The sequence below is a fragment of the Enterobacter sp. P82 genome (genome assembly GCF_037053385.1).
Classification (GTDB): domain Bacteria; phylum Pseudomonadota; class Gammaproteobacteria; order Enterobacterales; family Enterobacteriaceae; genus Enterobacter.
Genome location: NZ_JBALHX010000005.1, coordinates 17,490 through 44,341 on the forward strand (window position 1 = coordinate 17,490; position 26,852 = coordinate 44,341).

The following is a 26,852-nucleotide window of genomic DNA, read 5'->3' on the forward strand; positions in this document are numbered from 1 at the left end:
TTAATAGCGTAGCAATCGGGTATACTCAGGCGCGCCAGGTTTACACCCTGGTGCGCCCTGCGCTTCGAGTTTTGTGGAGAGTCATTTTGCGTGTCAGCCGTTCTTTAACGATCAAGCAGATGGCGATGGTTTCTGCCGTCACCATGCTGTTTGTCCTGCTCTTTTGCGTAATTTTGCTGTTTCATTCCGTACAGCAGAATCGCTATAACACGGCTTCGCAGTTAGAAAGTATCGCCCGCTCGGTGCGAGGCCCACTCTCTGCCTCTATCCTGAAAGGGGATATTCCCGAAGCGGAAACCATTTTGAAACGCATTCAGCCGGCTGGTGTCGTAAGCCGGGCGGATGTTGTGCTGCCTAACCAGTTTCAGGCGCTGCGGATGAGCTTTATCCCGGAACGCCCCGTCCCGATGATGGTGATGCGCCTGTTTGAACTGCCGGTGCAGATTTCACTGCCGGTCTATTCGCTTGAACGTCCTGCTAATCCGCAGCCGTTGGCCTATCTGGTGTTACAGGCGGATTCCTATCGCATGTATAAGTTCGTCATGAGCTGGGTGGTTACGTTAGTGACCACTTGCTTACTTATGACGCTGATCCTCAGCGTGGCGCTAACCTGGTGCATTAACCGCCTGATTGTACATCCGCTGCGCCGTATCGCCCGCGAGCTGAATGCACTTGCGCCGCAGGATCAGATGGGGCATCAGCTTGAGCTGCCGCGTCTGCATCATGACGATGAAATTGGTATGCTGGTGCGCAGTTATAACCTCAATCAACAGCGTATTCAGCGTCAACAGGATGAGTTAAGCAACAGCGCCACTCGCTTCCCGGTGTCCGAGCTTCCCAATAAAGCGTTTTTGATGGCGATGCTGGAGCAGACTGTTGCGCGCCAGCAAACCACGGCGCTGATGGTCATCGCCTGCGAGACCTTGCAGGACACGGCTGGCGTGCTCAAGGAGAGCCAGCGCGAAATGTTGCTCCTGACGCTGGTGGAAAAAGTGAAGTCTGTCCTTGCCCCGCGCATGGTACTGACTCAGGTCAGTGGTTATGACCTGGTTGTTATTGCCAACGGCGTGAAAGAGCCCTGGCATGCGATCACATTAGGTCAGCAAGTACTCACTGTCATTAATGAACGCTTGCCTGTTCAGGGTATCCAGCTTCGTCCAAGCGCCAGCATCGGTATCGCGATGTACTATGGCGACTTGACCGCGGAACAGCTATATCGGCGCGCGTTCTCGGCGGCCTTTACCGCCCGGCGCAAAGGGAAAAATCAGATCCAGTTCTTCGACCCGGAACAGATGGAAAAGGCGCAACAGCGCCTGACCGAAGAGAGCGATATCCTGACCGCGCTGGATAACCGTCAGTTTGCCCTCTGGTTACAGCCGCAGGTGAACTTACTGACGGGAGAAGTGAAAAGTGCTGAGGCGCTACTCCGTGTACAGCAGCCGGATGGCTCATGGGAGCTACCGGAGGGGCTGATTGAGCGCATCGAATCCTGTGGTCTGATGGTCACCGTCGGTTACTGGGTGCTTGAAGAGTCCTGCCGTCAGCTAGCTGCCTGGCAGGAGCGGGGCGTGACGCTGCCGTTATCGGTCAATTTGTCAGCCCTGCAGCTTATGCACCCGACCATGGTTTCAGAGATGCTGGAGCTGATCCATCGTTACCGAATCAAGCCTGATACGTTAACCCTGGAAGTGACCGAGAGCCGACGCATTGACGACCCTAATGAGGCGGTGGCGATTCTGAAGCCGCTGCGTAATGCCGGCATTCGCATTGCACTGGACGATTTTGGCATGGGGTACGCCGGGTTGCGCCAGCTTCAGCACATGAAAACTCTTCCGGTGGATGTGCTCAAAATTGACAAAGCGTTTGTCGACGGCCTGCCGGACGACAGCAGTATGGTGCAGGCCATTATCCAGATGGCACGCAGCCTGAACCTGCATCTTATTGCCGAGGGGATTGAGACCGAAGCGCAACGCGCCTGGCTGGCAGAGGCGGGCGTGGAGAGCGGACAAGGCTTCCTTTTTGCCCGTGCTGTTCCTTCGGATGTCTTTGAACAACGATACCTTTCTGGTCCTGACAATAACGCAAAAGTGTAATTTTGTTGCTGGCTTGTGCGAGTCAGCTCAAAATTCTTAACATTTGTGTTTCAAATTTGAACTGAGTTTATTTCTGTCCTGTTATGTGGGTGTTATTTTAAAGCCGCAGGTTAACCATAACCTTACAAAGCCTGTGGTTTTTCTTCCCAAGGACACCCTATGAAAACCTCACTCTTCAAAAGTCTTTATTTCCAGGTCCTGACAGCCATCGCCATCGGTATTCTGCTGGGTCACTATTACCCAGAACTGGGCGCACAAATGAAACCGCTTGGCGACGCGTTCGTTAAGCTCATCAAAATGGTCATCGCCCCGGTGATCTTCTGTACGGTAGTGACGGGCATCGCGGGCATGGAAAGCATGAAAGCGGTAGGTCGCACCGGCGCTGTGGCACTTCTGTATTTCGAAGTGGTCAGTACCCTCGCGCTGATTATCGGTCTTATCATCGTTAACGTGGTGCAGCCAGGTGCGGGTATGAACGTTGACCCGTCAACACTGGATGCCAAAGCGGTCGCGGTTTATGCCGATCAAGCGAAGGATCAGGGCGTCGTCGCCTTCCTGCTGGACGTAATACCTGGCAGTGTCATCGGCGCGTTCGCCAGCGGAAACATCCTGCAGGTGCTGCTGTTTGCGGTCATGTTTGGCTTCGCCCTGCATCGTCTGGGCAGCAAAGGTCAGCTTATTTTCAATGTGATTGAAAGCTTCTCGCAGGTGATCTTCGGTATCATCAATATGATCATGCGCCTGGCGCCGATTGGTGCTTTCGGTGCGATGGCCTTTACCATCGGTAAATATGGCGTTGGTACGCTGGTGCAGTTGGGTCAGCTGATTATCTGTTTCTATATCACCTGTATCCTTTTCGTGGTCGTGGTACTGGGTTCTATCGCCCGCGCGACAGGCTTCAGTATTTTCAAATTCATCCGCTACATCCGTGAAGAGCTGCTGATTGTTCTGGGGACGTCTTCTTCTGAGTCGGCGCTGCCGCGTATGCTCGATAAGATGGAGAAACTAGGGTGCCGGAAATCGGTGGTCGGTCTGGTGATCCCGACGGGTTACTCCTTCAACCTTGATGGAACCTCGATATACCTGACGATGGCGGCTGTGTTTATCGCTCAGGCGACCAACAGTCATATGGATATTTTCCATCAGATTACCCTGCTGGTGGTGCTCCTGCTCTCTTCTAAAGGTGCGGCGGGCGTAACAGGCAGTGGCTTTATCGTGCTGGCGGCCACCATTTCTGCAGTGGGTCACCTGCCAGTGGCGGGTCTGGCGTTGATTCTGGGTATTGACCGCTTCATGTCTGAGGCGCGTGCGTTAACCAACCTGGTGGGTAACGGCGTAGCAACGGTAGTGGTGGCGAAACTGGTGAAAGAACTGGATCACAAAAAGCTCGACGACACGCTGAATAACCGTTCAACTGACAGCAAAAATCCTGGCTTAACCTCTTAATCTTGTCACAAATGCCCGTATTCCCTTGTCGGGATGCGGGCTCCTGCGCATAATAACTGTTCATACCTGTCATAATTCGACAAGATTTTTTTTGGGTATATTTCACTTCTGACCGTGACGTTTTGCCGAACGCGCGGTCTAATTGACGTATTTTCATCGTCATCTTTAAGAGTGAGGCGCGTCGCGAGACACTCTTTTTTTAACCAGGAATGTTGATCAGGGGTTCACATGCAGGGCACAAAAATTCGACTCTTAACCGGCGGTTTGCTGATGATGGCAGCAGCCAGTTATGTGCAGGCAGATGCGCTCCAGCCAGACCCGGCCTGGCAACAAGGGACATTAGCGAACGGTTTTCAGTGGCAGGTTTTAGCCACTCCACAACGTCCCAGCGACCGTATTGAAATCCGTCTGTCCGTGAATACCGGCTCTCTCACGGAAAGCACCCAGCAAACTGGGTTTAGCCACTTTATTCCCCGGCTGGCGCTCACTCAGAGCGGCAGTCTGCAAGCGGTTCAGGTGCGTTCGCTTTGGCAACAGGCCATCGATCCAAAACGCCCACTTCCTCCGGCTGTGGTTTCGTATGACTACACCATGTTTAACCTGAGCCTGCCAAATAACCGCAACGATTTGCTCAAAGAAGCCCTGACGTATCTCTCCGATGCCTCTGGCAATCTGGCGATTACGCCGGATACCGTTAACTATGCCCTGAGCAACAGTGACATGGTGGCGACCTGGCCTGTGGATACCAAAGAGGGCTGGTGGCGTTATCGCCTGAAAGGCTCCACGTTGCTTGGGCATGACCCGGCCGAACCATTGAAACAACCGGTGGATGCTGAGCAGGTAAAATCGTTCTACCAGAATTGGTACACCCCGGACGCGATGACGTTGATCGTTGTGGGCAACGTGGACAGCCGCGCGGTGGTTGAGCAGATCAACAAAGCGTTTGGCGAATTGAAAGGTAAACGTGAAACACCTGCTCCCGTCCCAACGCTCTCGCCACTGCGTACAGAACCCGTCAGCATTATGACGGACACTGTGCGCCAGGACCGGCTTTCCGTCATGTGGGATAACGCCTGGCAGCCTATTCGTGAGTCCGCGGCGCTGCTGCGCTACTGGCGTGCGGATCTGGCGCGTGAAGCGTTGTTCTGGCATGTTCAGCAGACGCTCAATAAGAACGGTGTGAAGAATATCGGTCTTGGCTTTGACTGTCGTGTGCTGTTCCAGCGCGCACAGTGTGCCATTAACGTTGAATCACCGGGTGATAAGCTGAATGCGAATTTAGGTGTGGTCGCGAAAGAGCTGGCGAAAGTGCGCAAAGAGGGGCTGTCCGAAGAGGAATTCAACGCTCTCGTGGCGCAGAAAAAACTCGAGTTGCAGAAGCTGTTTGCGACATACGCACGCGCCGATACCGACATTCTGATCAGCCAGCGTATTCGCTCCCTGCAGAATCAGGTGGTGGATATTGCACCGGAACAGTACCAGAAGCTTCGTCAGGACTTCCTGAACGATCTGACCGTCGATATGTTAAATCAGGACTTGCGTCAGCAGCTGTCGCAGGAAATGGCGTTGATCCTGCTGCAGCCAAAAGGCGAGCCGGAATATGACATGAAGGAACTTCAGTCGACCTGGAATTCCATTATGGCTACCGCGCCGCAGCCGGTGCAGACCACCACGACTGATGATTTACATCCGGACGCGACGGATACTCCTCAGGGGCAGTAATGCGTAAATATCCCCTCTCCCAGTGGGAGAGGGGATCAGCCCACACCTTACTTAAACAGGCATCGCCTCACGCGGAATAATCGCCCCGCGATACTGAATCACGGTGCTGGCCGTCAGATGCCCGCGCTGTGCCGCTGCTTCCGGTGTTCCACCCGTCAGACGTACCGCCAGATAGCCCGCGCTGAATGAATCCCCTGCCGCCGTGGTATCAATCACTTTCTCTTTGGCCAGCTTCACGGCCGGAACCTCAACCGACGCTTCACCTGCAATAGCGACCAGGCACGAATCCGCACCTCGCTTAATCACCACTTCGCTCACGCCAGCGGCCTGCGTGCGCGCAATTACCTCCTCTACCGGCTTCTCACCCCAGAGGGCGTCCTCATCATCAAGGGTCAGGAAGGCGATATCGGTGCATTGCAGCATCTGCAGATAAACCTGCTGCGTTTCTTCACGGCTGGCCCACAGGCGGGGGCGGTAGTTATTATCGAAAATAACCTTACCGCCGTTGGCACGGCATTCGCGCAGCAGAGAGAGCAGTTTTTCGCGACTGTCCTGGCTTAAGATTGCCAGGCTGATCCCGCTCAGATAGAGATAATCAAACGTGGCCAGTTTTTCACAGATGTCGGCGGCAGCATCACTCTCAAGCCAGAACTTAGCTGCTGCTTCGTTACGCCAGTAATAAAATGTGCGCTCACCGGTGCTGTCGGTTTCGATGTAGTAGAGCCCCGGGAGACGGTTTTCCATACGCTGGATCAGCGAGGTTTCAACGTGTTCACTCTGCCAGGCGTCCAGCATTTGCTGGCTGAAATTATCGGTACCCAGTGCGGTGACATAGTTCACGGTGAGCGCCTCAGGTGCAACCTGACGGGCAATATAAACGGACGTGTTTAACGTATCGCCACCAAATCCGCGGCTAACTTCCGCGCCTTTTTGTGACAGCTCAATCATGCATTCGCCAATCACGGCAATTTTTTTGGACATAGTCGTGAACCTGAACAGAAGAATTATCAGCAGTGTGCGCTGAGTGAATTAACTGGTCAACTATATTAAAACAACGTTCCATTATTTTATTTGAGCCAGCGCGTGTTCCTGCTCACTTATGTCATCTTAATTTCATTTTCCCCGTGAATTGAACATAAAGTTCTCAATTGTTGCGCCGATAATCCTGTGACGAGTCCAGAAAGGCTATCCCAACAACAGGACATCTGAAATGAAGTCAGAGCAGGTTATCCAGCGGCTGAGCACTACGCCTGAGGCAAGTATTGAGAACTTGCAGGAGCATCGCTACTGGCTGCAATGTGAGCGCGCGTACACCTATCAGCCGATCTACCGAACTGATGGTCGGCTGATGGCAATTGAAATTTTGACCGTCGTTACGCATCCATCAAACCCTTCTCAGCGTATCGCACCGGATCGCTATTTTGCCGAAGTTGCCGTTCGCCAGCGCCTGGATGTGCTGGAAGAACAGCTCCGTATGCTGGCGACGAAGCAGGCCTTTTTCGAGCAGAATGATATCCTCGCCTCGGTGAACGTTGATGGCCCAACTCTGCTGGCGCTGCGTCAGAATGCGAAATTGCAGGAATTGATTGCCACCCTGCCATGGATGCGCTTTGAGCTGGTCGAGCATGTTCGACTGCCGCAGGACTCTTCGTTTGCTTCAATATGTGAGTATGGCCCGCTGTGGCTGGATGATTTTGGTACTGGCATGGCGAACTTCTCTGCCCTGAGTGAAGTGCATTATGACTACATTAAAGTGGCCCGCGAGCTGTTCATTATGCTGCGGCAGACCTCTGAAGGGCGGAATCTGTTTACGCTGTTATTACAGCTGATGAACCGCTATTGCCAGGGGGTGATTGTCGAAGGCGTGGAAACGCTGGAAGAGTGGCGTGATGTGCAAAACTCTCCTGCAGCGGCTGCGCAAGGCTATTTCCTCTCTCGCCCGGTCCCCATGGATCACCTCGATAACGTGATAACGACCCTCTGATAAGCCCGCTTCCCTTTGTCTGAACTATAGTTTTACAGGACAGGTCATCAGGAAAGGGGAAAACAATGACAAAAACAGCCAGGGTAATCTCCTGGGTAGCAGGGATTTTCTTGTTGTTGATCGTGGTTTTCGTCGTCATTGTTGCGACGTTTGACTGGAACCGTCTTAAGCCGACCATCAACCAGAAAGTCTCAACCGAACTGAACCGCCCCTTCGCCATACGTGGTGATTTAGGGGTGGTTTGGGAACGTCAGAAAGAGGAGACCGGCTGGCGAAGCTGGATCCCCTGGCCACATGTCCACGCTGACGACATCATCCTCGGCAACCCGCCAGATATCCCGGATGTCACCATGGTGCATCTGCCCCGCGTTGAAGCCACGCTGGCCCCGTTAGCGCTATTGTCCAAAACGGTCTATCTGCCGTGGATCAAACTTCAGCAGCCCGATGCGCGGCTGATTCGCCTCTCTGAAAAAAACAACAACTGGACGTTCAACCTTGCCAGCGACAGCGAAAAAGATCCGAATGCCCAGCCTTCTTCCTGGTCATTCCGTCTCGACAATATTCTTTTCGATCGCGGGCGGATCGCCATCGACGATAAGGTCAGCAGGGCGGAAGTGGAGATCCTGGTTGATCCGCTGGGCAAACCCTTGCCGTTTAGCGAAGTGACTGGCAGCAAAGCGAAAGGCGACAACACCAACGTGGGTGATTACGTATTCGGCCTGACAGCAAAGGGACGCTACAACGATCAACCTCTCAGCGGTAAAGGGAAAATAGGCGGCATGCTGGCGCTCAGGAGCGAAGGCACGCCGTTCCCGGTGCAGGCGGATTTCCGTTCCGGAAATACCCGTGTGGTGTTCGTGGGGACGGTCAACGATCCGATGAACATGGGGGGTGTCGATCTACAGCTGAAATTTGCCGGTGAATCTCTGGGCGAATTGTATCAGCTCACTGGCGTGCTACTGCCGGATACGCCTCCGTTTGAGACCGACGGCCATCTGGTGGCGAAAATCAATGCAGAAAAATCGTCGGTATTTGATTACCGGGGTTTCAACGGTCGTATTGGTGACAGTGATATCCACGGCTCACTGACTTACACCACCGGGAAACCGCGCCCGAAACTGGAAGGGGATGTCGAGTCCCGCCAGCTGCGTCTGGCCGACTTAGGCCCGCTGATAGGTATTGATTCCGGTAAAGGTACGAAGTCAAAAGAGGTGAAGAAAGACCTCCAGCCCGCGGGGAAAGTGCTGCCCTACGACCGCTTTGAGACCGACAAGTGGAATGCAATGGATGCGGATGTACGCTTCAAAGGCGGCAAAATTGAACACGGCAGCACGCTGCCGATCAGCAATCTTTCGACCCATATTCTCCTCCAGAATGCCGACCTGCGCCTGCAGCCGCTGAAGTTTGGCATGGCAGGCGGGACAATTTCCTCGAACATTCACCTGGAAGGCGATAAAAAGCCGATGCAGGGACGAGCCGATATTCAGGCCCGCAGGCTTAAGCTGAAAGCGCTGATGCCGAACGTGGAGTTAATGCAGAAAACCCTCGGCGAAATGAACGGTGATGCCGACATTCGCGGGGTAGGGAATTCCGTGGCGGCGCTGCTGGGAAGCAGTAATGGCAATCTGAAGCTTCTGATGAACGATGGGCTGGTGAGCCGCAACCTGATGGAGATCCTGGGGTTGAACGTCGGAAACTACGTTATCGGGCAAATCTTCGGTGACGACGAGGTGCGGGTGAACTGCGCGGCGGCCAATCTGGATCTGGTTAACGGCGTGGCACGCCCGCAGATTTTTGCCTTTGACACGGAAAACGCAGTCATTAACGTGACCGGTACCGCCAGTATGGCCTCCGAGCAGCTTGATTTGACGATCGATCCGGAAAGTAAGGGGATTCGTATCATCACCCTGCGCTCGCCGCTTTATGTGCGCGGCACCTTCAAAAACCCCCAGGCGGGTGTGAAGCCCGGGCCTCTGATTGCGCGTGGTGCGGTGGCAGCAGCCCTCGCGACGCTGGTAACCCCAGCCGCAGCGCTGCTGGCGTTGATATCGCCGTCAGAGGGCGAGGCAAATCAGTGCCGGACCATTTTGTCACAGATGAAGAAGTAAGGTGCGGTATGTTATTGCCGGGTGGCGCTGCGCTTACCTGGCCTACATTTGAATCGTAGGCCGGGTAAGGCGTAGCCGCCACCCGGCATTAGCTTACAGAGCCTGGTGCTTCGTCTCGTGCGTCAGCAGCAGTGCAATCAGCGTCAGCGCTGCCATAGCTGCCAGATAGACACCGACATAGAACAGACCATAGTTTGCCTGTAACCAGGTCGCGATGTACGGCGCAACGGACGCGCCCAGAATGGAGGAGACGTTGTAAGAGAACGACGCGCCGGTATAACGCACTTCCGTCGGGAACAGCTCCGGCAGCAGCGCGCCCATCGGGCCGAATGTCAGCCCCATCAGGCTCAGGCCAATCAGCAGATAGGCCATCACCAGCGCCGGGCTACCGGAGCTCAGCAGCGGTGGGAAGACAAACAGGGCAAACAGAATGATCAGCGTGGTGATCACAATCATGCTTGCGCGGCGACCAAATTTATCCGCCAGCAGACCCGCAATCGGTACCATCACACCAAACCCAATCACCGCCATCATCAGCATCCACAGCACTTCGTTACGCGGCAGACCCAGCCCAACTGGCGCGGCGGCGGTACTGAACGTCATGGAGTAAACGGTCATGATGTAGAACAGGGTATAGGTCGCCAGCATGATAAACGTGCCCAGCACGGTCACGCGGACGTGTTTGGTCAGCAGCGTGCCCAGCGGTACTTTCACCTGTTTTTTCTCGGCGGCAACTTTCGCGAAAACAGGGGTTTCATGCAGAGAAACGCGGACATACAGACCAATCAGCACCAGCACAGCAGAGAACACAAATGGGATACGCCAGCCCCAGCTCATGAACTGTTCATCTGTCAGCAGCCAGGAGAGCAGCAGGAACGTCCCGTTGGCAAAGAAGAAGCCAATGGGTGCGCCAAGCTGCGGGAATGAACCATACAGCGCACGTTTACGCGCCGGTGCGTTCTCGGTCGCCAGCAGCGCTGCACCACCCCATTCACCACCCAGCCCCAGACCCTGACCAAAACGCGCCAGCGCCAGCAGAACGGGAGCCAGAATGCCGATAGTTTCGTAAGTTGGCAGCAGACCGATGGCCACGGTGGAGATCCCCATCGTCAGCAATGAGGCCACCAGAGTGACTTTACGCCCAATGCGATCGCCAAAATGCCCAAACAGCGCAGAGCCAATCGGACGGGCAACAAACGCGATAGCAAAGGTGGCCAGAGATTGTAGCGTGGCTGCCGTCGGGTCTCCCTGCGGGAAGAAAATATGCGGGAAGACGATGACCGCAGCGGTGGCATAAATGTAAAAGTCGAAGAACTCGATGGCGGTGCCAATCAGCGATGCGACGACAACTTTATTGCGCGAATTTACCGGAACGTTTTCTGCACCAGAGTCGAGTGTTGTGGCTGTTGCTTGCATAATATTTTCTTATTTTTTGTCGAACGAAAGGCCATATTACGCACAGCAAAAGCGACATTTCAATCTGTAACAAAGCTGTTGGCTGGTGATAAAAGCAACAAAAAGCGGATAATTTTCAGACCAGCCAAAACACGTCTATGAAATGCTTCACAGATTTTAAATATTAGTCAATAAAACTGGTTTTTGGTTAAATAAAAGTTACAGGCTGGATTTATATGCTGAAATGATGGATCGGGCTGAAATTTCAGCCCGGAAGAGGGATTACCGATGCGTTTTCCCCGGCATCCTTGGGTCATCTTTGTACTGGGCGGTGGCAATCCACGCTGCGCAGAACAGCGTCAGGCGGGCGAAGAAGTAGAAGAACGCCATCAGTCCCAGTACTGAGCCAAACGCTGCGCCAGAAGGGGACTTAACCAGTGCCGGCAGGGTCCAGGTCATCACAATTTTGATCACCTCAAAGCCTATCGCCGCAATCAATGTTCCACGGATCAGCGCCTTCTTGCGCGGACGATGACGCGGCAGGCGCCAGAAGATCCAGAAGAACAGCAGGTAGTTAGCGAAGATGGAAATCGCCAGACCAATGCCGCGCCAGGCGGGTTTCAGCCACTCGATATAATCGAGATAAAGCGCGGAGATAATCATCTGCTGCGCGGAGCCTGCAACAGAAGTAATCGAGAGCGTGACGATGAGTGCGACAAGCAGGCCAATCAGCGAAACAAAGTCACGAATATACTTAATCCAAATTTTTTCCTGATCCTGGGGCTTACGCTCCCATACCTCGCGCGACTGGGCGCGAATGGCCTCGCGCAGGTTGCCCATCCAGTTAACGCCGGAGTAAAGGGCAATCAGCAAGCCAGCGATACCGACGGTGGTACGCTGTTGGACGGCGGTATTGATGGTACTTTTGAGCGTGCTGGCAAGGGTCGGGTCGCTGACGTTATTCAGGATCTTATTGAAAATATCCTGCAGTAGCGTCGGGTGCGACGCGAGCACGAAACCGGCCACCGCAAACGACACCATCAGGATCGGGATCATCGACAGGAAGGAAAAATAGGTGATGGCGGCACCAAACTGGTTTCCCATGCGGTCATTAAAGCGCTCGGCAGCACGTATCAGATGTGCCACCATGGGAAACTGCTGAATTCTCGCGACGATGCCAGTGACGGTTCCCAGTGCTTTGCTGGCGGTGCCTGGCGATTTGGCCTCTTCGGGCCCGGTTTCCATCTTTTTGATGGGATCATAATCTAACTGTTGGGTGGGTCGTTGCGGGTTGTTTTCCGGCGTCACGCGTCTTTTCCTTTTCGTTTGGCTGGATGTGATTGAATTATAGCTTGCGACTAATCCACATAAGCTTTTGTGAGTTCGGTAAGCCACTCCATAAACAGATGTACCCGGCGGGAGAGGTTACGGCGATGGGGATAAATCAGTGATACAGGCATCGGTTCGGCCTTGTATTGCGGGAGGATCTCAATCAGTTTCTTCGCGCGCAGTAAATCGCGAACCCCAACCCGTGGAACCTGAATAATGCCCAACCCGGCGAGGCAGGCAGCCTGGTAAGTTTCCGTGCTATTGACGGTTAACACCCCGCCCGTTTTTATCCATTGCGTCGCACTGCCGCCATAAAACTCAAAGCCCTGCGGGCGGGTACCCAGCATGGCAGCGTAATGAATGACGGCATGTGAGCCTAAATCGTCCAGCGTTTCCGGGTAACCAAAACGCGCCAGATAATCCGGGCTGGCGCAGTTAATCACCGTCAGCTTGCCCAGCGGACGCGCGATAAGACCCGAATCTTTCAGCGAGCCGACGCGTACCACGCAATCAAACCCTTCACGGATCACATCCACCAGACGATCGCTGCTGCTGAGTTCCAGTTCGATACCGGGATAGTGCTGCAGAAAAGCAGGCAGTTTGGGGATGACTAAATTTCGTGCAACGGCGACGGGCATATCCACGCGTAACCGCCCGCTGATGCTGGAGGGGTCGTGCTGAAACATTCCGTCGAGTTCATCCAGGTTTGCCAGCAGATCTTTTGCTCGTTCGTAATAGACCATGCCGTCCTGCGTCAGGCTCACGCGACGCGTGGTACGGTGCAACAGCTGGGTGCCAAGCCGGTTTTCCAGCGCCTGAATCTGCCGCGAAACGCTGCCTTTTGGCAGCGTTAATGTTTCTGCCGCGCGGGTAAAACTCTCCAGTTCCGCGACGCGGACAAACAACTGCATTGCGTGAATTTTATCCATAGATGAAGCTCATTGTTGTTGTCATTGAAACAGTGAAGCGTTTTATCCCATCTTTATTGATTTTCTATCACCTAATAAGCTCTTTCTCAATCTCCATAACAGCCAAAACGAGGTTTATGATGACTGAACGTATCGCATTAGTGACAGGTGGTAGCCGTGGACTGGGTAAAAACGCGGCTTTGAAGCTGGCGGCAGAGGGGACGGGAATTATCCTGACATATCACCGCAGTGAGCAGGAAGCACAGGATGTTGTACGCGAAATTCAGGGAAAAGGTGTCAGAGCGGTAGCATTACAGCTCAACGTCGGGGATATCGCCAGTTTCGACCATTTTGCCCAACAGCTTCAGGAAACCCTTAACACCGTCTGGCAGCGTGACACCTTTGATTATTTATTAAACAATGCCGGGACGGGGTTATACGCGCCCTATACCGACACGACGGAAGCTCAGTTTGATGAGGCGCTAAACATCCATTTCAAAGGGCCGTTTTTCCTGACGCAGCGACTGCTGCCGTTGATTAATGACGGGGGACGGATCCTCAATGTTTCCAGTGGACTGGCTCGTTTTACTCAGCCAGGTTCAGGGACCTATGCGGCCATGAAAGGGGCGATGGAAGTGCTGACCCGTTATCAGGCAAAAGAGCTGGGCGCTCGCGGGATCGCCGTCAACATCATTGCTCCCGGCGCGATAGAAACGGACTTTGGCGGTGGACGCGTGCGTGACAACGCGCAGTTGAATCAGATGCTGGCTTCACAGACCGCCCTGGGCCGGGTGGGGCTACCGGATGATATTGGCGATGCCATTGCGGCCCTGCTTAGCGATAAACTGGGCTGGATGAACGCACAACGTATTGAAGTATCAGGCGGAATGTTCCTGTGATGCCTATTCTTAAGGGGAAGGAACCTCTTAAGGAAATCCTCAACATTAATGTGTCCAAATACTGACAGATATAAAGAACACGGGTGGATTTGTAACGTCCCCATTCATTGAGTTTTTTCTTAAATAACGCCTCTGTAGAATCCCCCTTCGCTATTCTCAGAGGGGGAAAAAGATGCGAGTGATCATGTTTGACAGGCAGTCAATATTTATTCATGGAGTGATACACAGTCTTCAGACGTTAATTCCAGAAATAAATATAACAGGAACCTGTCAGGCAGAAGATTTATGGGCTCAGGTGTCCGCGTCACCGTCTGCTATTGTCATGATTGACGGAAATTTAATTCAGGATGTCGAGATCGCGTGGCTGGAAGCGCTCATGACTCGCTTCCCGGCGATATCCGTGGTCATGGTGTTAGCGAAAAAAGAGGCCCGATGGGTTGAGCAGTTGTTGCAGCGAAACGTCATGGCCATTATTCCCCGCAAGGCGAGCCCAGAACGGTTTTCCGCCGTGCTGGATTCGGTGTCCAGAGGGATGGTCTGTTTTCCCGGAGAGTGGGTTAAACAGCCGTCGTCATCTCAGGCCTTATTATCTCTGAGCGAACGCCAGCGCGAAGTTCTGAAATTGCTGGCCGCAGGGGAATCTAACAAAGAGATTGGACGCAATCTCAACATCAGTGCGGCCACGGTAAAAGCGCATCTGGAAGCGCTTTTCCGTCGGCTGGATGTTAAAAACAGAACGCAGGCGGCTATGTATTATACGCGAGCGACGGTCTGAAGAACCGCTTGCGGGAGCGAGGACGTCTCTCCGAAGCTGAATAGCATTAGCACCAGTGCGTCATGCTGCTGTTGGGTTAATGGCCGAGCCATATTTTCCCGCAGCAGCCTCTCACATAACTGAATATCCTTATGAAGCAAATATTCTGCCTCAGAAGGGGTGATCAGACTGTTAAACGTTTCCCGGTCGCGTATAACATGGCCATAACCAATAACCCATAAACCGTTTTCGTCACGATATTTCGCCAGTGAAAGCCCCTGATGATTTTTTATTAACGCAATGGCGGCATCCGATATTTTCAGTGCATGACCTTTCATATTTGTGTCCTCTTAATAGCGACACTGTAGAGGAATAAACGTCAGAGAAATATCCGCCAAATGGCTGTTGATCAGGCGTTATCGCTCAGGTATTCCTGCCTCAATAAACCGAACAACCAGTCATTATGCCAGCGCCCGGCAAGGTAATAGCTCTCGCGTAACTCACCTTCCAGACGAAAATGGGCTTTTTCCAGCAGGTGCCTTGAGGCGACATTCCCCGCAGTGACGGTAGCAGTCAGCCGGCGTATCCCTCCCTGATGAAAGGCATAGTCACAAAGTGCCTGCAGGGATTCGAAGCCGTAACCTTTCCCCTGCGCCGCGGGCGCAAAAAGAAAACCCACTTCAGCACAATCCTCTTCCCGATGAATATACCCGGTGACACCCAGCGCCGTCCGGGTGGTGGCATCACGCACGACGAGACAAAGCCAGTGTGGGCTGCCAGGTATCCATGGCGTCAGACGAGCGTCAAAAGCCTCGCGGATCTCTGCTACAGGGCGATCTTGTGCAACAAAGCGCATGACATCAGGATGCTGCTGTAATGCCAGGAAAAAGGGCCAGTCGTGTTCCTGCAGGGGCGAGCAGCTAAGGCGCGGGGTGTTTAAAACAGGCATTCAGATTCTCCTGACACTTTTTAAATGATTTTAGGGTTGTCACTTTATTTCAATAGAAAGTCAGGTATGGTTAACCTCGTATAAATAAAAAGAAAAACGGCCGTCACGTGCCATTCCGGATGTCTTCGTTGTTGCTTAAGGAAAATAATGGCTCTCAGTACATCACATCACGTTCGCGAACAGTTCGAACACTGTCTCGCGGTCATTCGCCAGGCCTCAGTGGAAATTTTGCTTCTTCTGAATGTACATGCTTCTGAGGGCAAAGATCCACGTTGGTTTCTTGAACAACTGGACAGCGCGCGTTTAGGTCTGGGGGGCTGGGGAGCCGTTGCGAAGAAGCTCAATCTGAATGATGCCGAAATGTCGGAATTTACGCTGCAATTGCGCCTGCTTCAGCAGCGCGTACCGCAGTATGAAAGCGGGCAGGATGTGAGTGAAAACCAACTGATTGCGGCAATGCGGTTTGTGACTGCACTGGAACACCTTCGTCTGCAGCAGCCGCTTCTGACCTACAGCACTGAACTGGCTCCAGGCAGTGAACTCCAGCAGCAACAGGCGCACAAACAGGTGCGTGCAATTGAGCTGATGTTAAAAGGGCTCATCCAGCAGGCCTGGCCCGATCAGGTGCGGTTGAATAACCATCTTAAGACGCTTTTTAACGCCGACCGGGTAAGACGCTGGTTGAAGCTTGGCGAGATTAACGATGTCCTGAGCGGCATGATGTTCAGTGAACTGGCGCAGATGCTGGTGGATAAAAAAGAGTTCAGCCGCTATTACGCTTCGCTATTCAGTGATCCGACCATGCTGACGCTTCTGGTGGAACCGCGTAAAACGCTGCAAACCTTCCTTGATGACATTCGGCAAATCCGCAACAACATCACGGTTCAGAAAACATTAAGTTCGGCGCAAATTCAGCTGCTGGATAACTATTACACGCAGATCAGCCGACCGGTTCAGCGTGCGTTTGAAGAGGGGAGAACCCGCGTCAATCCGACCGGGTTAATGGCGGTAGATGCCAGCGAATTACATACCTTCTGGGAAAAAGCGCAGAAAATGGATCGGGTCACTGGCGGGGATCTGTTTGAAGTTCGTGACACCATTGAAAAGCCGACCCAGCGCGCACCGCGCACCCCTGAACAACGCGAGCAGCTTATTTCCGGTGCGTTATGGGGGGCGGTTGGCGTCATGGTGATTGCCATCGTGGCTGGGGGCGTCTGGCTGGTGACCAGTGGTACACCACAGCCTGCGACCGTCAGTGCCGCAGAAACAGCGCCTCCGCAGGAAATGCGCGAGACGCCTTCCTCGCGTGAAACGCTGACGCGTATGGGCGTGACCTGGGACGAGAATAACTTCCGTTCGGCCATTAACCGCAACGATACCCGCGTGGTTCAGCTCTTTTTACAGGGTGGCATGGACTGGAAGCTGTCATGGACCGAAGAGGCGATGTCGGCAGGTTATGACGATGTGCTGGAACTGATGTTACGCTACCAGCAGAACATGGTTGAAGAGAAGCCGTGTCGTCGCTTTATCAATACGCTCAGCCACGCCATGTCGAATGGCGAGCCTCTGACGTCAAAACGTAAAGAGTATCTGAAAGCATTCTGTACGGTGCCAGCCGTGGTGAAACGCCAGCAGCACGATCTTGATATGGCGACCCGTCGTGCACAGTCACAACCGGATGCCACCACGAAAAAATGGCAGTCCATCCAGACCGCCATTTATGAGGTGATTCGCTGATTAAGGTTCCCCATACAACCCAATCAACCGTCGCACCACGCCGTTCGTCCAGCCAAAGCCATCCTGCAGGGGGTATTCACCACCGCCCCCTTCGCGTGGCGTACTGCTGGCGATGTGGTACTTCTCAATGAGCTTATGGTGCGTCTTATAAAAATGGTTGACCGTATGCAACCAGCTCCAGGCGATCTCATCCCCTAGCGAATCATTTCCGTACTGCTTGAACCCCTGAATTGCCATCCATTGTAGCGGGGCCCAGCCGTTGGGTTTATCCCACTGTTCGCCGGTTTCATACTCGGTAGCGAGAATACCGCCTGGGGTGAGCAACCGCGTTTTTACCGCATCAGACAACCGCTCAGCCTGCTCATGCGTTGCCATACCAACGTATAAGGGCACAATACTTGCCGCAGAAAATAGCGCCATGACCTCGCGGCGCCAGTCGTAATCGCGGTAACAGCCATTTTCTTCGTCCCACAGGTAACGGTTGACTGCTGCACGACGATCGCTGGCTTTCTGGCGGAACAGGTCAGCGGTTTCTTTATCACCTTTTGATGCCGAGATATTGGCGATAGCACTTTCCAGTTTGAACAGGAAAGCATTCAAATCTATGGGAATAAACTGCGTAGTGCGGATGCTGGCAAGCCGGCCTGGCTCACGTAGCCAGCGTGAAGAGTAATCCCAACCGGAAGCCGCACCCGCGCGCAGGTCGCGATACACCTCATTGGGCGGACGACCCGAGTGTCGAGCTGTTTCCACATCCTCAATCCACGATTCGTCGCGCGGGGTATCACGGTCGTCCCAGTAGCGGTTGAGCAGCGAACCGTCCGGCATACGCACGGCGCTGCGGTAAGCCTGATTAAGCAGCAATGACTCAGCGCCGTCCATCCAGAAGGCGTGCTCCATTTTGAGGTGTTCAAGATAACGCTTGGCCCCGCGCACCCCGTCCTCTTCAAACAACTCCACCATCAGGGCAAAAACGGGGGGCTGGGAGCGGCTGAGATAATAGGTGCGATTGCCGTTCGGAATATGGCCGTAGCGTTCGATGAGCCAGGCGAAGTTATCCGCCATGCATTTCAGCAAATCGTTCCGGCCACTTTCGGCCAGCCCCAACATGGAGAAGTAAGAGTCCCAGTAGTAGGTCTCGCTGAAACGCCCGCCGGGGACGATATACGCTTGCGGCAGCGCCAGCAGGGATGACCAGGGAATATGATCCTGCGGCTCGCGCGTTAACACTGGCCACAGACTGTCGATGTGCTCTTTTAACGAAAGGCCGGGGTCGGAGACATATTCCGTGCTGTAAGTCTCCGGTAGCCAGAAGTGGTTCTCCACAAACTGGCGCAGGTCGAAATCCCGGTGGCGTTTGACCTTGCGATAGCGGATCAGAATATCCAGTGGGTCCATCTTCGGCGCGCAGTCGGGGAAGGTTTTGCTGTCTGCAAACAGCCGTGACGATTGCACGTGTTCGAACAGTTCAAGATAGCGATCGGCGGGCGTCAGGGCATCAGAGGCGGGTAGCCCTTCGATCATCTCGGGTTCCGGCTCCGCTTCAATCATTTCATCCAGTTTCAACTCACAGGGATCGGTCTCGTAGCGCAGCTCTTCTTCAATCCCGAACTCGATATTCTCGGCAGCCTGTGTCTTCTGGTTGAACATGGTGATAAGGACCTCCGGTTGTGTGTTCAAAGAGATTGTTCTTCCGGGTGTCTTTAAAGCGTAGACATTCGCTTCGGTAGATGGGGAGGAATATGTGCGCCAGATCACTGTTTTCGGAACATTCGTTTTGCAACAAATTATGTAAAAAAGCCCGAACATGCCGTCGCCCGGGCATCTTCCGCTGTTCAGTATAGATAATTCCGTTTTGCCAGATCCACCAGTTCCGCCAGGCGGGTTATTTTGAATTTTGCCATGATGCGCTGCTTATACGCGCTCACCTTTTTATTATTCATATTGAGCATCGAGGCGATAATCTGATTGCTGTAGCCCGCAGAAATATAGCGCAAAATACAGATATCAATATGAGACAGCGATAATAACAACGATGCATCCCGGGGATACCGGGCGTGGTGATGCCATAGTTCCGGGCCATAGCAATATCCACCGGAGGTGATCCTGTTGACGGTGGTAATAATTTTATCCAGTGAGCTGTTTTTATTTATATAGCCTGCTGCACCGGCTCGGCGGCTCAGCTGAATATGAAAATCACTGGAGGACGAAGACAAAATGAGAATCTGAATATCAGGGTGGTCTTTTCTTATTTGCATCAGATGAGAGAAAACCTCGGGACTCTGCTGCAGATGTTCCATAATAATCAGGTCAGCATGTAACATCGGCAACGCGCTGTGCATTGTCTCAATCGTGGGGAATTGTGCCGCCGTCTGATAACCGTGTTCTGCTAATAAACCCTGGATGCCAGTCCGCAGTAATGAACTGACATCCATGAGAATGACTTTCTTATCTGACATTCCTGATTGTCCTGATTGGGTGACAAAAATGTCATTTTCCATCCGCGCTGAAAAAAGTTGGCTAAGACTTGTCTTTATCTTCACCATTATTTTCTGGCGTCTACATACCATCAGGTTACTTCGTCTCTTCCCCATCCCTTTGGCATATATAGGTGCAAAAAAGAAAGGATGAGCAGAGGCCCATCCTTTCTTTTTTTGCATGAGAGTGTAAATACAATTGTGCAGTCAGAACGTCCAGCGGACGCCGCCCGTGTAGTTCCAGCCTCTGGCACCGTTGCTGTCAAGCTCCTTACGGTAATCCACCTCGGCATACAGAGACAGGTCGTTTTTAAAGGTGACCGTTCCGCCGCCGCCCAGCTCACCCATCTGGCCAAATTTACCGCTGGTAAAGGTATGGCTGATGGCAACGTCTTTGGCACCAATGGTTGTTTTGGCTTCGTTCCCCCAGCCGCGATAATAGTTCGCGCGCAGATACGGCGTGTACTGACGTCCGGCATCATCTGTCCAGGTGCGGTCGGCACGCAAGCCTGCACGGCCAATCGTCTGGCTATAGTCCTTATACTCCACCGTCGTGTTGTCCTTGTCGGTGAAGTTGTCCATATCAATGCGGGTATACATCAGTTGCGCCTGAGGCTCCAGCTTCCAGCCGTTATCAAACTGGAACGGATAGCCGGTTTCCAGCGAGGCGCTCCAGCTTTTTCCATTCGGTGAAGCCACGGCGTGCTGACGCTGGATATCCGTGCTGCCACGGTGTCTGTCAAAGGACAGCACGCCGTCCATATAGAAGCCGTTCTGGCGCTGCCAGGTCATGTAGAGCGCAATGCTGTTGCTGTCAAACGAAGTCGAGCTGAAACCGTCTGCGGCATCCGGACGGACGCGGCTGTTACCGCGCGTCCAGGCCACACCTCCGCGAAGGCTGTCTTTCTCACCGTCCAGACGCAGCAGATTGCCACCCAGTTGCATGGCGTTGTAGTCCATATCGAAGTCATAACCAAATTGCTTAAACCCGACGTTGGTTTTGTAGGTCATGTTCGAGCCGATATAGCGCAGGAACATTTCACCGGCAGTCCCCTCCGTCCGGCTTTGTTCATGGCGCAGTTCGCCAAGGCGTTTATGCAAATCGTCGATGATCGACGCGTTGTAATAGGCCAGCGCGACGGGGGCCGAAATGTAAGAGGGGATCTGTGGTGTGACGGCCGGACGTCCGGGCGCACAGTTATCCACGCCATCAACCATGCAGCCATCATCCGGTGGATTGGTGAGCGGCTGGCTGTCCGGATTCACCGGAACAGAAGGCTGTTCCGGTGTTCCTGGATTAACGGGCGTTACCGCGACCTCTTTCACTTTCGGGCGACAGTCATCTCCTTCACAGACATAGGCGTTGGCCAGACGGTAATCCCAGAACGTATTGTTAATGCCACCCGGGACTTTACGCTGGTTCGCATCGCTGGCACCTGGTGCAAAGCTGTACAGGTCGTAGCGCCACGGCCCGGCCGCCAGATAGCCGCCCTTCAGGCTGAAACTGCCCGGGCTGGCATGTCCGGCAACCTGCACCAGGGAGATGCCTTCATAGGCTTCCACCGTTGAGGAGTGATTCAGGTCGGTGAGGTTACCGGTGCTGAGCAGCGATGGCGTGACGTCAAGCAGGGTGGTTCCGCTGCTGGCATTGCCCTCAACGGTCAGCATGTCGCTGAACTGATTCCCGGTAACGCCGCCTTCATTCAGGCGGGTAATCATATTGACCGTACCGCCATCTGAGACCAGATCGCCATCAATATTAAGGGTGTTACCTGGCGAGCCGCTGCCGTTGGTTAAATCGATAATCCCCGCATTGGTGACAATGGCCGAGTTCTCTTCACCACCGGAAATGGTGGCATGCACGCCGTTACCGGCAAACAACGTGGAGGTGCTGTCGATATTCACATTACTGTGCGCCAGTTTCAGGTTATCCGTGAGCTCCCACTGGGTGCCATCAACAAAGTTGATCACATTCCAGCCACTGCCTAAATTGACGCCACGCGTCAGGTCATCCTGAGCAAACGAGCCGCCGCGCGCGACAACCTGCGAGAAGTTAAGCTGGTTGTCGGTACCCACATCGCTGGTAATATGGCGGGTGAGGGAGAGAGCCGCCCCGTTGATCCAGGCCCGGTTAGCATTACCTGCGCCGAGCGATATGCCACCATTAAGAAGACTCTTCGTTAGCGTCACGGTGTCATCACCTCCGCCGGTACTGACCTCGCCGGTTACCTTTCCGTCGCTCAGCAGAACGGTGTCATTTCCGTTACCCCCCGCGACCGCCGTTGCCGTAACGGATGAGGCGGCAATCGTGCCCTGGTTTTCAAACGCCACGCCGTTGCCGTTGCGAAGATCGACCACTGGCGCGTTCAGACTGGAGGAGGTAAGGGTGCCGGTGTTCAGCACGGATGCGGCCTGACCGGCAACCAGTGCCGATCCCCCCGCGCTGTTTGTTACGTTGACCGTTGCGGAAGTGGCAACATCGCCGGTGGTGTTGGCGTTAATCCCGGTACCGCCTGCACCACTTACATTAAAGTCATAACCCTCCCCAAGCGTTAATGCTCCGGTGGTGGTGGTCAGATCGGCCTGGGTGAAATTCAGGCCTGTGCCGTTACCCGATACGTTAACCGTGACCTGCGATGCCGGATCGAACGCCGTTGCCGTGCGAATACCGTAGCCATCTTTTACGTTGATGGTGGCGTTTTGCAGAAGGACGTTGCCTGTTTCCGCACGGTTTTCAATACCGTGGCCTGTGCCATTAACGTTCAGGGTGGTTTGCGTCATCGCCAGCCCGGTGGCGCCCGTATCCAGCAGCACACCGTGCGCAGTACCGGCGGTGGAGATGTGATTATCATCGCCGTTTAACACCAGCCGTGTGCCGTCGGCAATCCGTACCCCCGCCACGCCGTTGTTAACAGTGATATTACCGGCGCGGGAGACCGATGTACCACCACCGCTGGCATCAATCCCGGTCCCGTTGGCGATAGTAACGGTGCCGTTGTTGGTAAATGTGCCGCCAGAAACCAGTTTTGCGCCGATACTGCCTGCCCCTGTCAGCGCGATTGTCCCGTTGTTGATCACATTCCCAAGCGTGGTCGCCAGATAACCGATAGCCCCGGTGGCGCTGCCATTGAGCGTGGCGGCGCTGGTCAGTGTAGTATTCGGATTGGGGTCGGTCACGATTGTACCGTCGGATTCACGTTTTTGCCCATCCGCCACGCCGCCAATGCTGTTGGCGCCGGTTAAGGTCACCTGGCTGGTACTGTCCAGGTTGCCCAGTGCCCCTCCTTCAACCGTGATTGCCCGTGCCCCCTCGCCGCTGGCAATGAGCTTAGAACCCGAGGTATGAATACGTGCATTAATCCCGGCACTGACCAGCGCCTTGCTGTCTTTGCCGGACGCGGTGAGTGTGGAGCCATTCCCCAGCGTCAGAAGGGCGCCGTCGGCGATGCGATAGAGCGTTGAACGCCCGGTATTGACGTTGAGCACGCCGGTGGCGCTGTTGATGGTAGAGCCATCACCCACGGCGCGATAGGCAATCTGATCGGTATTATTAAATGTTGGCGTGGCGGAGCTGGCGATGTTGACCGTGCCGCCGTTGAGCGCGTCGGCACCGATGGCACCCACGCCGTTCAGGTTGATCCGTGAGCCATCGGTCAATGTCCCCACTGCTTTGGCGCCATTCGCGCTGACGCCACGGCTACGGGCTGCGACGCTGCCGCCGTTTACGTCAATGCTGCCGCTGGTGCTGGCGGTGGTGGTTAACCCGCTGGTGCCGCTGTTAACAGCAATCCCGGTTCCCCCGTTGTTAATGGCAATATTCCCGGTATTGCTGCCGGTCGCACCACTTTCCACTCGCAAACCTGTCGCCCCCACACCCGTAAACGCGATATCGCCGGAGTTGGTCAGTGAGGCACGGTTACGGGCGATATAACCGGTCAGTCCGTTTTGTGCCGAGGTGAGTACCGCGTGAGAGTTAAGCGTGGTACTTTGCGCCGGTGAGCCGGAGTTCGCTCCCGCCAGCGTATGCCGTTGTCCGTCCGCAATAGCCCCCACGGCATTCATGCCGGTGAGATTAATGGTGGTTGCGGCATCGATCGTCCCGGTGGCCCCCCCTTCAATGACCACTCCCGTTGCTCCTTTCCCGGAGACCGCCACCGTGGCATTTTGCGTTGAAATTTGGGTTCCACCGGTTCCCGTGCCGAGCACCCCGACAGAATTTTCACCCGAGGCGGTAATGGATAAATCCGTGCCGTCAAAATCGGCGCCTTGCTCAAGGCGGAACAGCGTTGAACTGTTGGTTGTCACGTTGAACGCGTTGTTGCCCACGGTGTTAATTCTGGCGTTCGGGCCGAAGGCAAAGAAGCCAATCTGATGGCTGCCCTGACTGAAGGTTGGCACCGCATCCGGGGCAACATCGACCGTGGCGTTACCGCGGGCATGTACACCGATAGCACCATTCCCGGTGAGATTCACCGGACCATCGACCGTGGCTGACGCCTGGCCGGTCCCTTGTCCTTCGACCCAGACACCGTAGTTGCGCGTCCGGCTGGCCGGATCGGCGCCGCCGGCGACATTGATAGTTCCGGTCGAGCGGGCGGAGGCCGTATTGCCCTGTGTCGCCAGCACCTTGATGCCCGTACCATTTACGCCGCTCAGATTAATGGTACCCGCGTTGTTAATATTGCCCTGGGCGTTGATGACCGACATGCCCATATTGTCCCGGGGAACGGCCGTGGCTTTACCGTTCACGTCAATGACACCGTTATTGATCATCGTAACGCTGGTCGCATTCTCTGCAGACATCCCGGCACTGTCCTGTACCCGTGAGCCCAGCACGATGTTACCGTTGTTGACGGCGTTTCCTCCGCTCGCCACTTTCACGCCGGAGGTGAGTCCGCTCTGGTTTACGGACACATCAGCCGTGTTTTCCGTCAGGTTGTTTTGCGGACCGCGACCGATGTAGATGGTGCCACTGGCGTTGTTAGTAAAAGCGGTACCGCTTCCGACCATCACGCCGTTAGTCGTTCCCGTGGCGCTCGTCCCGTTCACCCCGACGTTAATATTGCCGCTGTTCTCTGCGGTCGAGCCATTCACAAGGTTGATGGCCGATGACACACCGCCGATGGAGGCAAAGTTGACGATACCGTTATTGGCAAAGGTACTGTTGTTCTGCAACTGAATGCCGTGTGACCCAAAACCCAGCGAGGCCACGCCGGTGCCGTCATTACGGTTGATAAACCCGCCATTGACCACGCCATTGTTGGTTCCCCGGCTGGCATCAAGCACCAGAGCGGGTCCGTCAGTCACCCATGTGCTGGTGCTGCTCACTTTGCCGTCGATGGTAATCTCCGCACCATTTGATCCACGGATAGCACCGCCGTTCGCGCCGATCACTTCCAGCGTTTTGCCCGCCGCGATATTCACTTTGGCGTTGGCACCGCTGGCATTGATGACGATGCGGTTACCCAGAGCCTGCGCGACATCATCGGTGGGGTCATCCGCCGATATCCGGTAGTCCACCGTGCTGGAGCGGCTGCTCATTGCTTTGTTGAATTCGCTAATGTAGGCGTTCTTATCGAGATTGCCGGCTTTAAGCTGCGCAATTAACCAGTCGTTATAGGCCCTTAGCTCCGTTGCGTTGGTGACGTTGAAGCGGGTGGTGGCATTATCGAGGGTGGTCACGCTGAAGGCACCGTTATAGGTCACGATATTCAGCGCGCTGGACTGGCGAGGGATTGCCGGGTTGGCCGCCGTTCCGGTAAAGGTAATACGGTTGTTCGAATTCCAGTTCAGCGTCGAATCCGTACCGCTGCTGCCGTCGACATTAAACAGCAGGCTCTGCTTGGCTGCCATTGTCCAGCTGTTGGTTGATGCGCTCGACGTCGAGCTGGCCTGGCCGATATTGACATTCAGTGTCCCGCCACCGCTGACGTCTGCGACCCGGGTATTGATGTACTGATTGTCCTGCACGTTAACCACGTCTGCGACGGTAGTCGTGGCATCAATGGGTGCCAGTGCAACGAGGTTGGCCGGGTTGTAAACCTGAAAGGTGGTATTCCCCCCAGTGGCCGGGTCCGGAATGGTGATCCCAAAGTTTACCGGGCCGGGATCCAGCCTGTCGACACCCAGGACACCATGATCGTCAACAATCCGGTTCAGCGTCTGCAGTGCGCCAATGGAGGTATTCACCGAGCCATCCACCCCGGTCTGGAAAAGCTGATTGCCGGTCAGGTCGATCACGCTGCCACCTGTTACGTTCAGGCTTCCGTTAAGTTGATCGTTATCGACCGGATTAAAGGCCTGCAGCGTGACAGCCTGGGAGAGCACGGGAAATAAAAAGAGTGGAGGTGAGGCAAGGGCGGCGAATACAGAAACCGCTACCTTCGACAGGCTTAAGCTTGCTTTCATAAAGACTCCGTAAGGTAAGATGGATTGATGTACAGGCAGTGTGAAGCCTGACAAAAAGCTAAATTCGGCGTAAAAGCCTGACGAAATGTAACGGCGTGTTAGTTGTGTTATGTTTTTGTTATCGGAATGTATAGTTTTGTTATTTTCATTTGGCAATATGCATTTTTCGATTTTGTACAGCTAAACCGTTTTGGTTCTGTTTTTAGGTTTTTTCCGAAAAGAAAATGTCTTGTAATGAGACATCTCACACGACTTAGTTTGCTGACGGGGGGACAGGGCGTGGCAATATGACAGCACAAGAAGAGCCTGTAATTCAGTCTCTGCTAATTAAGCCACTAAAAAATTGCTAAACAAGCAACTTTTTGAACGTTTTTTAAATTTCCTGGTGCAAGATAATGAGCTATGCGTATGGGCATCAGCGAACCCATTACAGTAGCGCGGTTTTCGCTAATATATCTTATTCTTGATATGTGTTCTCCATAGTGAATAATTTGAAAGAACGGCGTTAATTCCATTTTTGAATGATAGAATGGGGCGGTAAAAATAATTCGATTTTTCTGTCTGTTATAAACATATCATCTCTATCTTATCTAAGTAATGTTACTCACTCTGGCATTAAACTACAGAAGGTGGTTTATACCCG

General features: G+C 54.0%; 17 protein-coding genes. 8 read left to right on the forward strand and 9 right to left on the reverse strand.

The annotated features are described in order from the left end of the window. Positions 1 to 86 precede the first annotated feature (86 nt). The 3 genes from hmsP (at position 87) to WB237_RS18930 (ending at position 5,261) form a co-directional block, all read left to right on the forward strand. Positions 87 to 2,093, forward strand: coding sequence for a biofilm formation regulator HmsP (hmsP, locus tag WB237_RS18920; protein WP_236919857.1), 2,007 nt, complete (start codon positions 87 to 89; stop codon positions 2,091 to 2,093). Positions 2,094 to 2,252: 159 nt separating this feature from the next. Beyond that, complete coding sequence (locus WB237_RS18925; protein ID WP_336215386.1) at positions 2,253 to 3,539, forward strand: dicarboxylate/amino acid:cation symporter; 1,287 nt, start codon at positions 2,253 to 2,255, stop codon at positions 3,537 to 3,539. A gap of 228 nt (positions 3,540 to 3,767) precedes the next feature. After that, positions 3,768 to 5,261: a M16 family metallopeptidase gene (locus WB237_RS18930; protein ID WP_336215389.1), complete on the forward strand. Its 1,494-nt coding sequence runs from the start codon at positions 3,768 to 3,770 to the stop codon at positions 5,259 to 5,261. Positions 5,262 to 5,312: 51 nt separating this feature from the next. Here WB237_RS18930 and WB237_RS18935 read toward each other — a convergent pair whose 3' ends face one another. After that, positions 5,313 to 6,242 (reverse strand): sugar kinase, encoded by a 930-nt coding sequence (locus tag WB237_RS18935; protein ID WP_316942591.1) that lies wholly within the window; start codon positions 6,240 to 6,242, stop codon positions 5,313 to 5,315. A 229-nt stretch (positions 6,243 to 6,471) separates the two neighbouring features. Here WB237_RS18935 and pdeH point away from each other — a divergent pair, with 229 nt between their 5' ends. Both pdeH and WB237_RS18945 read left to right on the forward strand, forming a co-directional pair. Continuing rightward, complete coding sequence (pdeH, locus tag WB237_RS18940; protein ID WP_028018351.1) at positions 6,472 to 7,245, forward strand: cyclic-guanylate-specific phosphodiesterase; 774 nt, start codon at positions 6,472 to 6,474, stop codon at positions 7,243 to 7,245. A gap of 65 nt (positions 7,246 to 7,310) precedes the next feature. Beyond that, positions 7,311 to 9,353, forward strand: a complete 2,043-nt coding sequence (locus WB237_RS18945; protein ID WP_336215393.1) for an AsmA family protein — start codon at positions 7,311 to 7,313, stop codon at positions 9,351 to 9,353. Between the two features lie 93 nt (positions 9,354 to 9,446). Here the strand turns inward: WB237_RS18945 and WB237_RS18950 are convergent, their stop codons facing one another. The 3 genes from WB237_RS18950 to WB237_RS18960 form a co-directional block, all read right to left on the reverse strand. Then, the gene (locus WB237_RS18950; RefSeq protein WP_336215395.1) at positions 9,447 to 10,769 is read right to left on the reverse strand and encodes an MFS transporter; all 1,323 of its coding nucleotides are present in this window, start codon (positions 10,767 to 10,769) and stop codon (positions 9,447 to 9,449) included. 261 nt (positions 10,770 to 11,030) lie between these two features. Continuing rightward, entirely contained in the window at positions 11,031 to 12,056 is a 1,026-nt protein-coding gene (gene yhjD / locus WB237_RS18955; RefSeq protein WP_336215397.1) for an inner membrane protein YhjD, read from the reverse strand. Between the two features lie 50 nt (positions 12,057 to 12,106). Beyond that, a complete protein-coding gene (locus WB237_RS18960) occupies positions 12,107 to 13,006 on the reverse strand; it encodes a LysR family transcriptional regulator (RefSeq protein ID WP_336215399.1) in 900 nt (299 codons plus the stop codon). Positions 13,007 to 13,125: 119 nt separating this feature from the next. Between WB237_RS18960 and WB237_RS18965 the strand changes: the two genes are divergently transcribed. Then, positions 13,126 to 13,884: an SDR family NAD(P)-dependent oxidoreductase gene (locus tag WB237_RS18965; protein WP_336215685.1), complete on the forward strand. Its 759-nt coding sequence runs from the start codon at positions 13,126 to 13,128 to the stop codon at positions 13,882 to 13,884. Between the two features lie 172 nt (positions 13,885 to 14,056). Then, on the forward strand, positions 14,057 to 14,659 hold the full coding sequence (locus WB237_RS18970) for a response regulator transcription factor (RefSeq protein WP_336215402.1): 603 nt from the start codon (positions 14,057 to 14,059) through the stop codon (positions 14,657 to 14,659). Here WB237_RS18970 and WB237_RS18975 read toward each other — a convergent pair. Together WB237_RS18975 and WB237_RS18980 are read right to left on the reverse strand one after the other, a co-directional pair. Continuing rightward, positions 14,638 to 14,976 (reverse strand): lysozyme, encoded by a 339-nt coding sequence (locus WB237_RS18975; protein ID WP_336215405.1) that lies wholly within the window; start codon positions 14,974 to 14,976, stop codon positions 14,638 to 14,640. The genes WB237_RS18970 and WB237_RS18975 overlap by 22 nt on opposite strands. Positions 14,977 to 15,047: 71 nt before the next feature. Next, positions 15,048 to 15,587 (reverse strand): GNAT family N-acetyltransferase, encoded by a 540-nt coding sequence (locus WB237_RS18980; protein WP_336215407.1) that lies wholly within the window; start codon positions 15,585 to 15,587, stop codon positions 15,048 to 15,050. A gap of 147 nt (positions 15,588 to 15,734) precedes the next feature. Between WB237_RS18980 and WB237_RS18985 the strand changes: the two genes are divergently transcribed. Continuing rightward, complete coding sequence (locus WB237_RS18985; protein WP_336215409.1) at positions 15,735 to 17,324, forward strand: STY4199 family HEPN domain-containing protein; 1,590 nt, start codon at positions 15,735 to 15,737, stop codon at positions 17,322 to 17,324. Here the strand turns inward: WB237_RS18985 and WB237_RS18990 are convergent, their stop codons facing one another. From WB237_RS18990 to WB237_RS19000, 3 genes are all read right to left on the reverse strand, one after another. After that, positions 17,325 to 18,974, reverse strand: coding sequence for an alpha,alpha-trehalase (locus WB237_RS18990; RefSeq protein WP_336215688.1), 1,650 nt, complete (start codon positions 18,972 to 18,974; stop codon positions 17,325 to 17,327). It lies immediately after the preceding gene. Positions 18,975 to 19,159: 185 nt separating this feature from the next. Further along, positions 19,160 to 19,870, reverse strand: coding sequence for a response regulator transcription factor (locus WB237_RS18995; protein ID WP_336215411.1), 711 nt, complete (start codon positions 19,868 to 19,870; stop codon positions 19,160 to 19,162). Positions 19,871 to 20,008: 138 nt separating this feature from the next. Beyond that, a complete protein-coding gene (locus WB237_RS19000; protein WP_336215413.1) occupies positions 20,009 to 26,209 on the reverse strand; it encodes an autotransporter outer membrane beta-barrel domain-containing protein in 6,201 nt (2,066 codons plus the stop codon). Between the last annotated feature and the right edge of the window lie 643 nt (positions 26,210 to 26,852).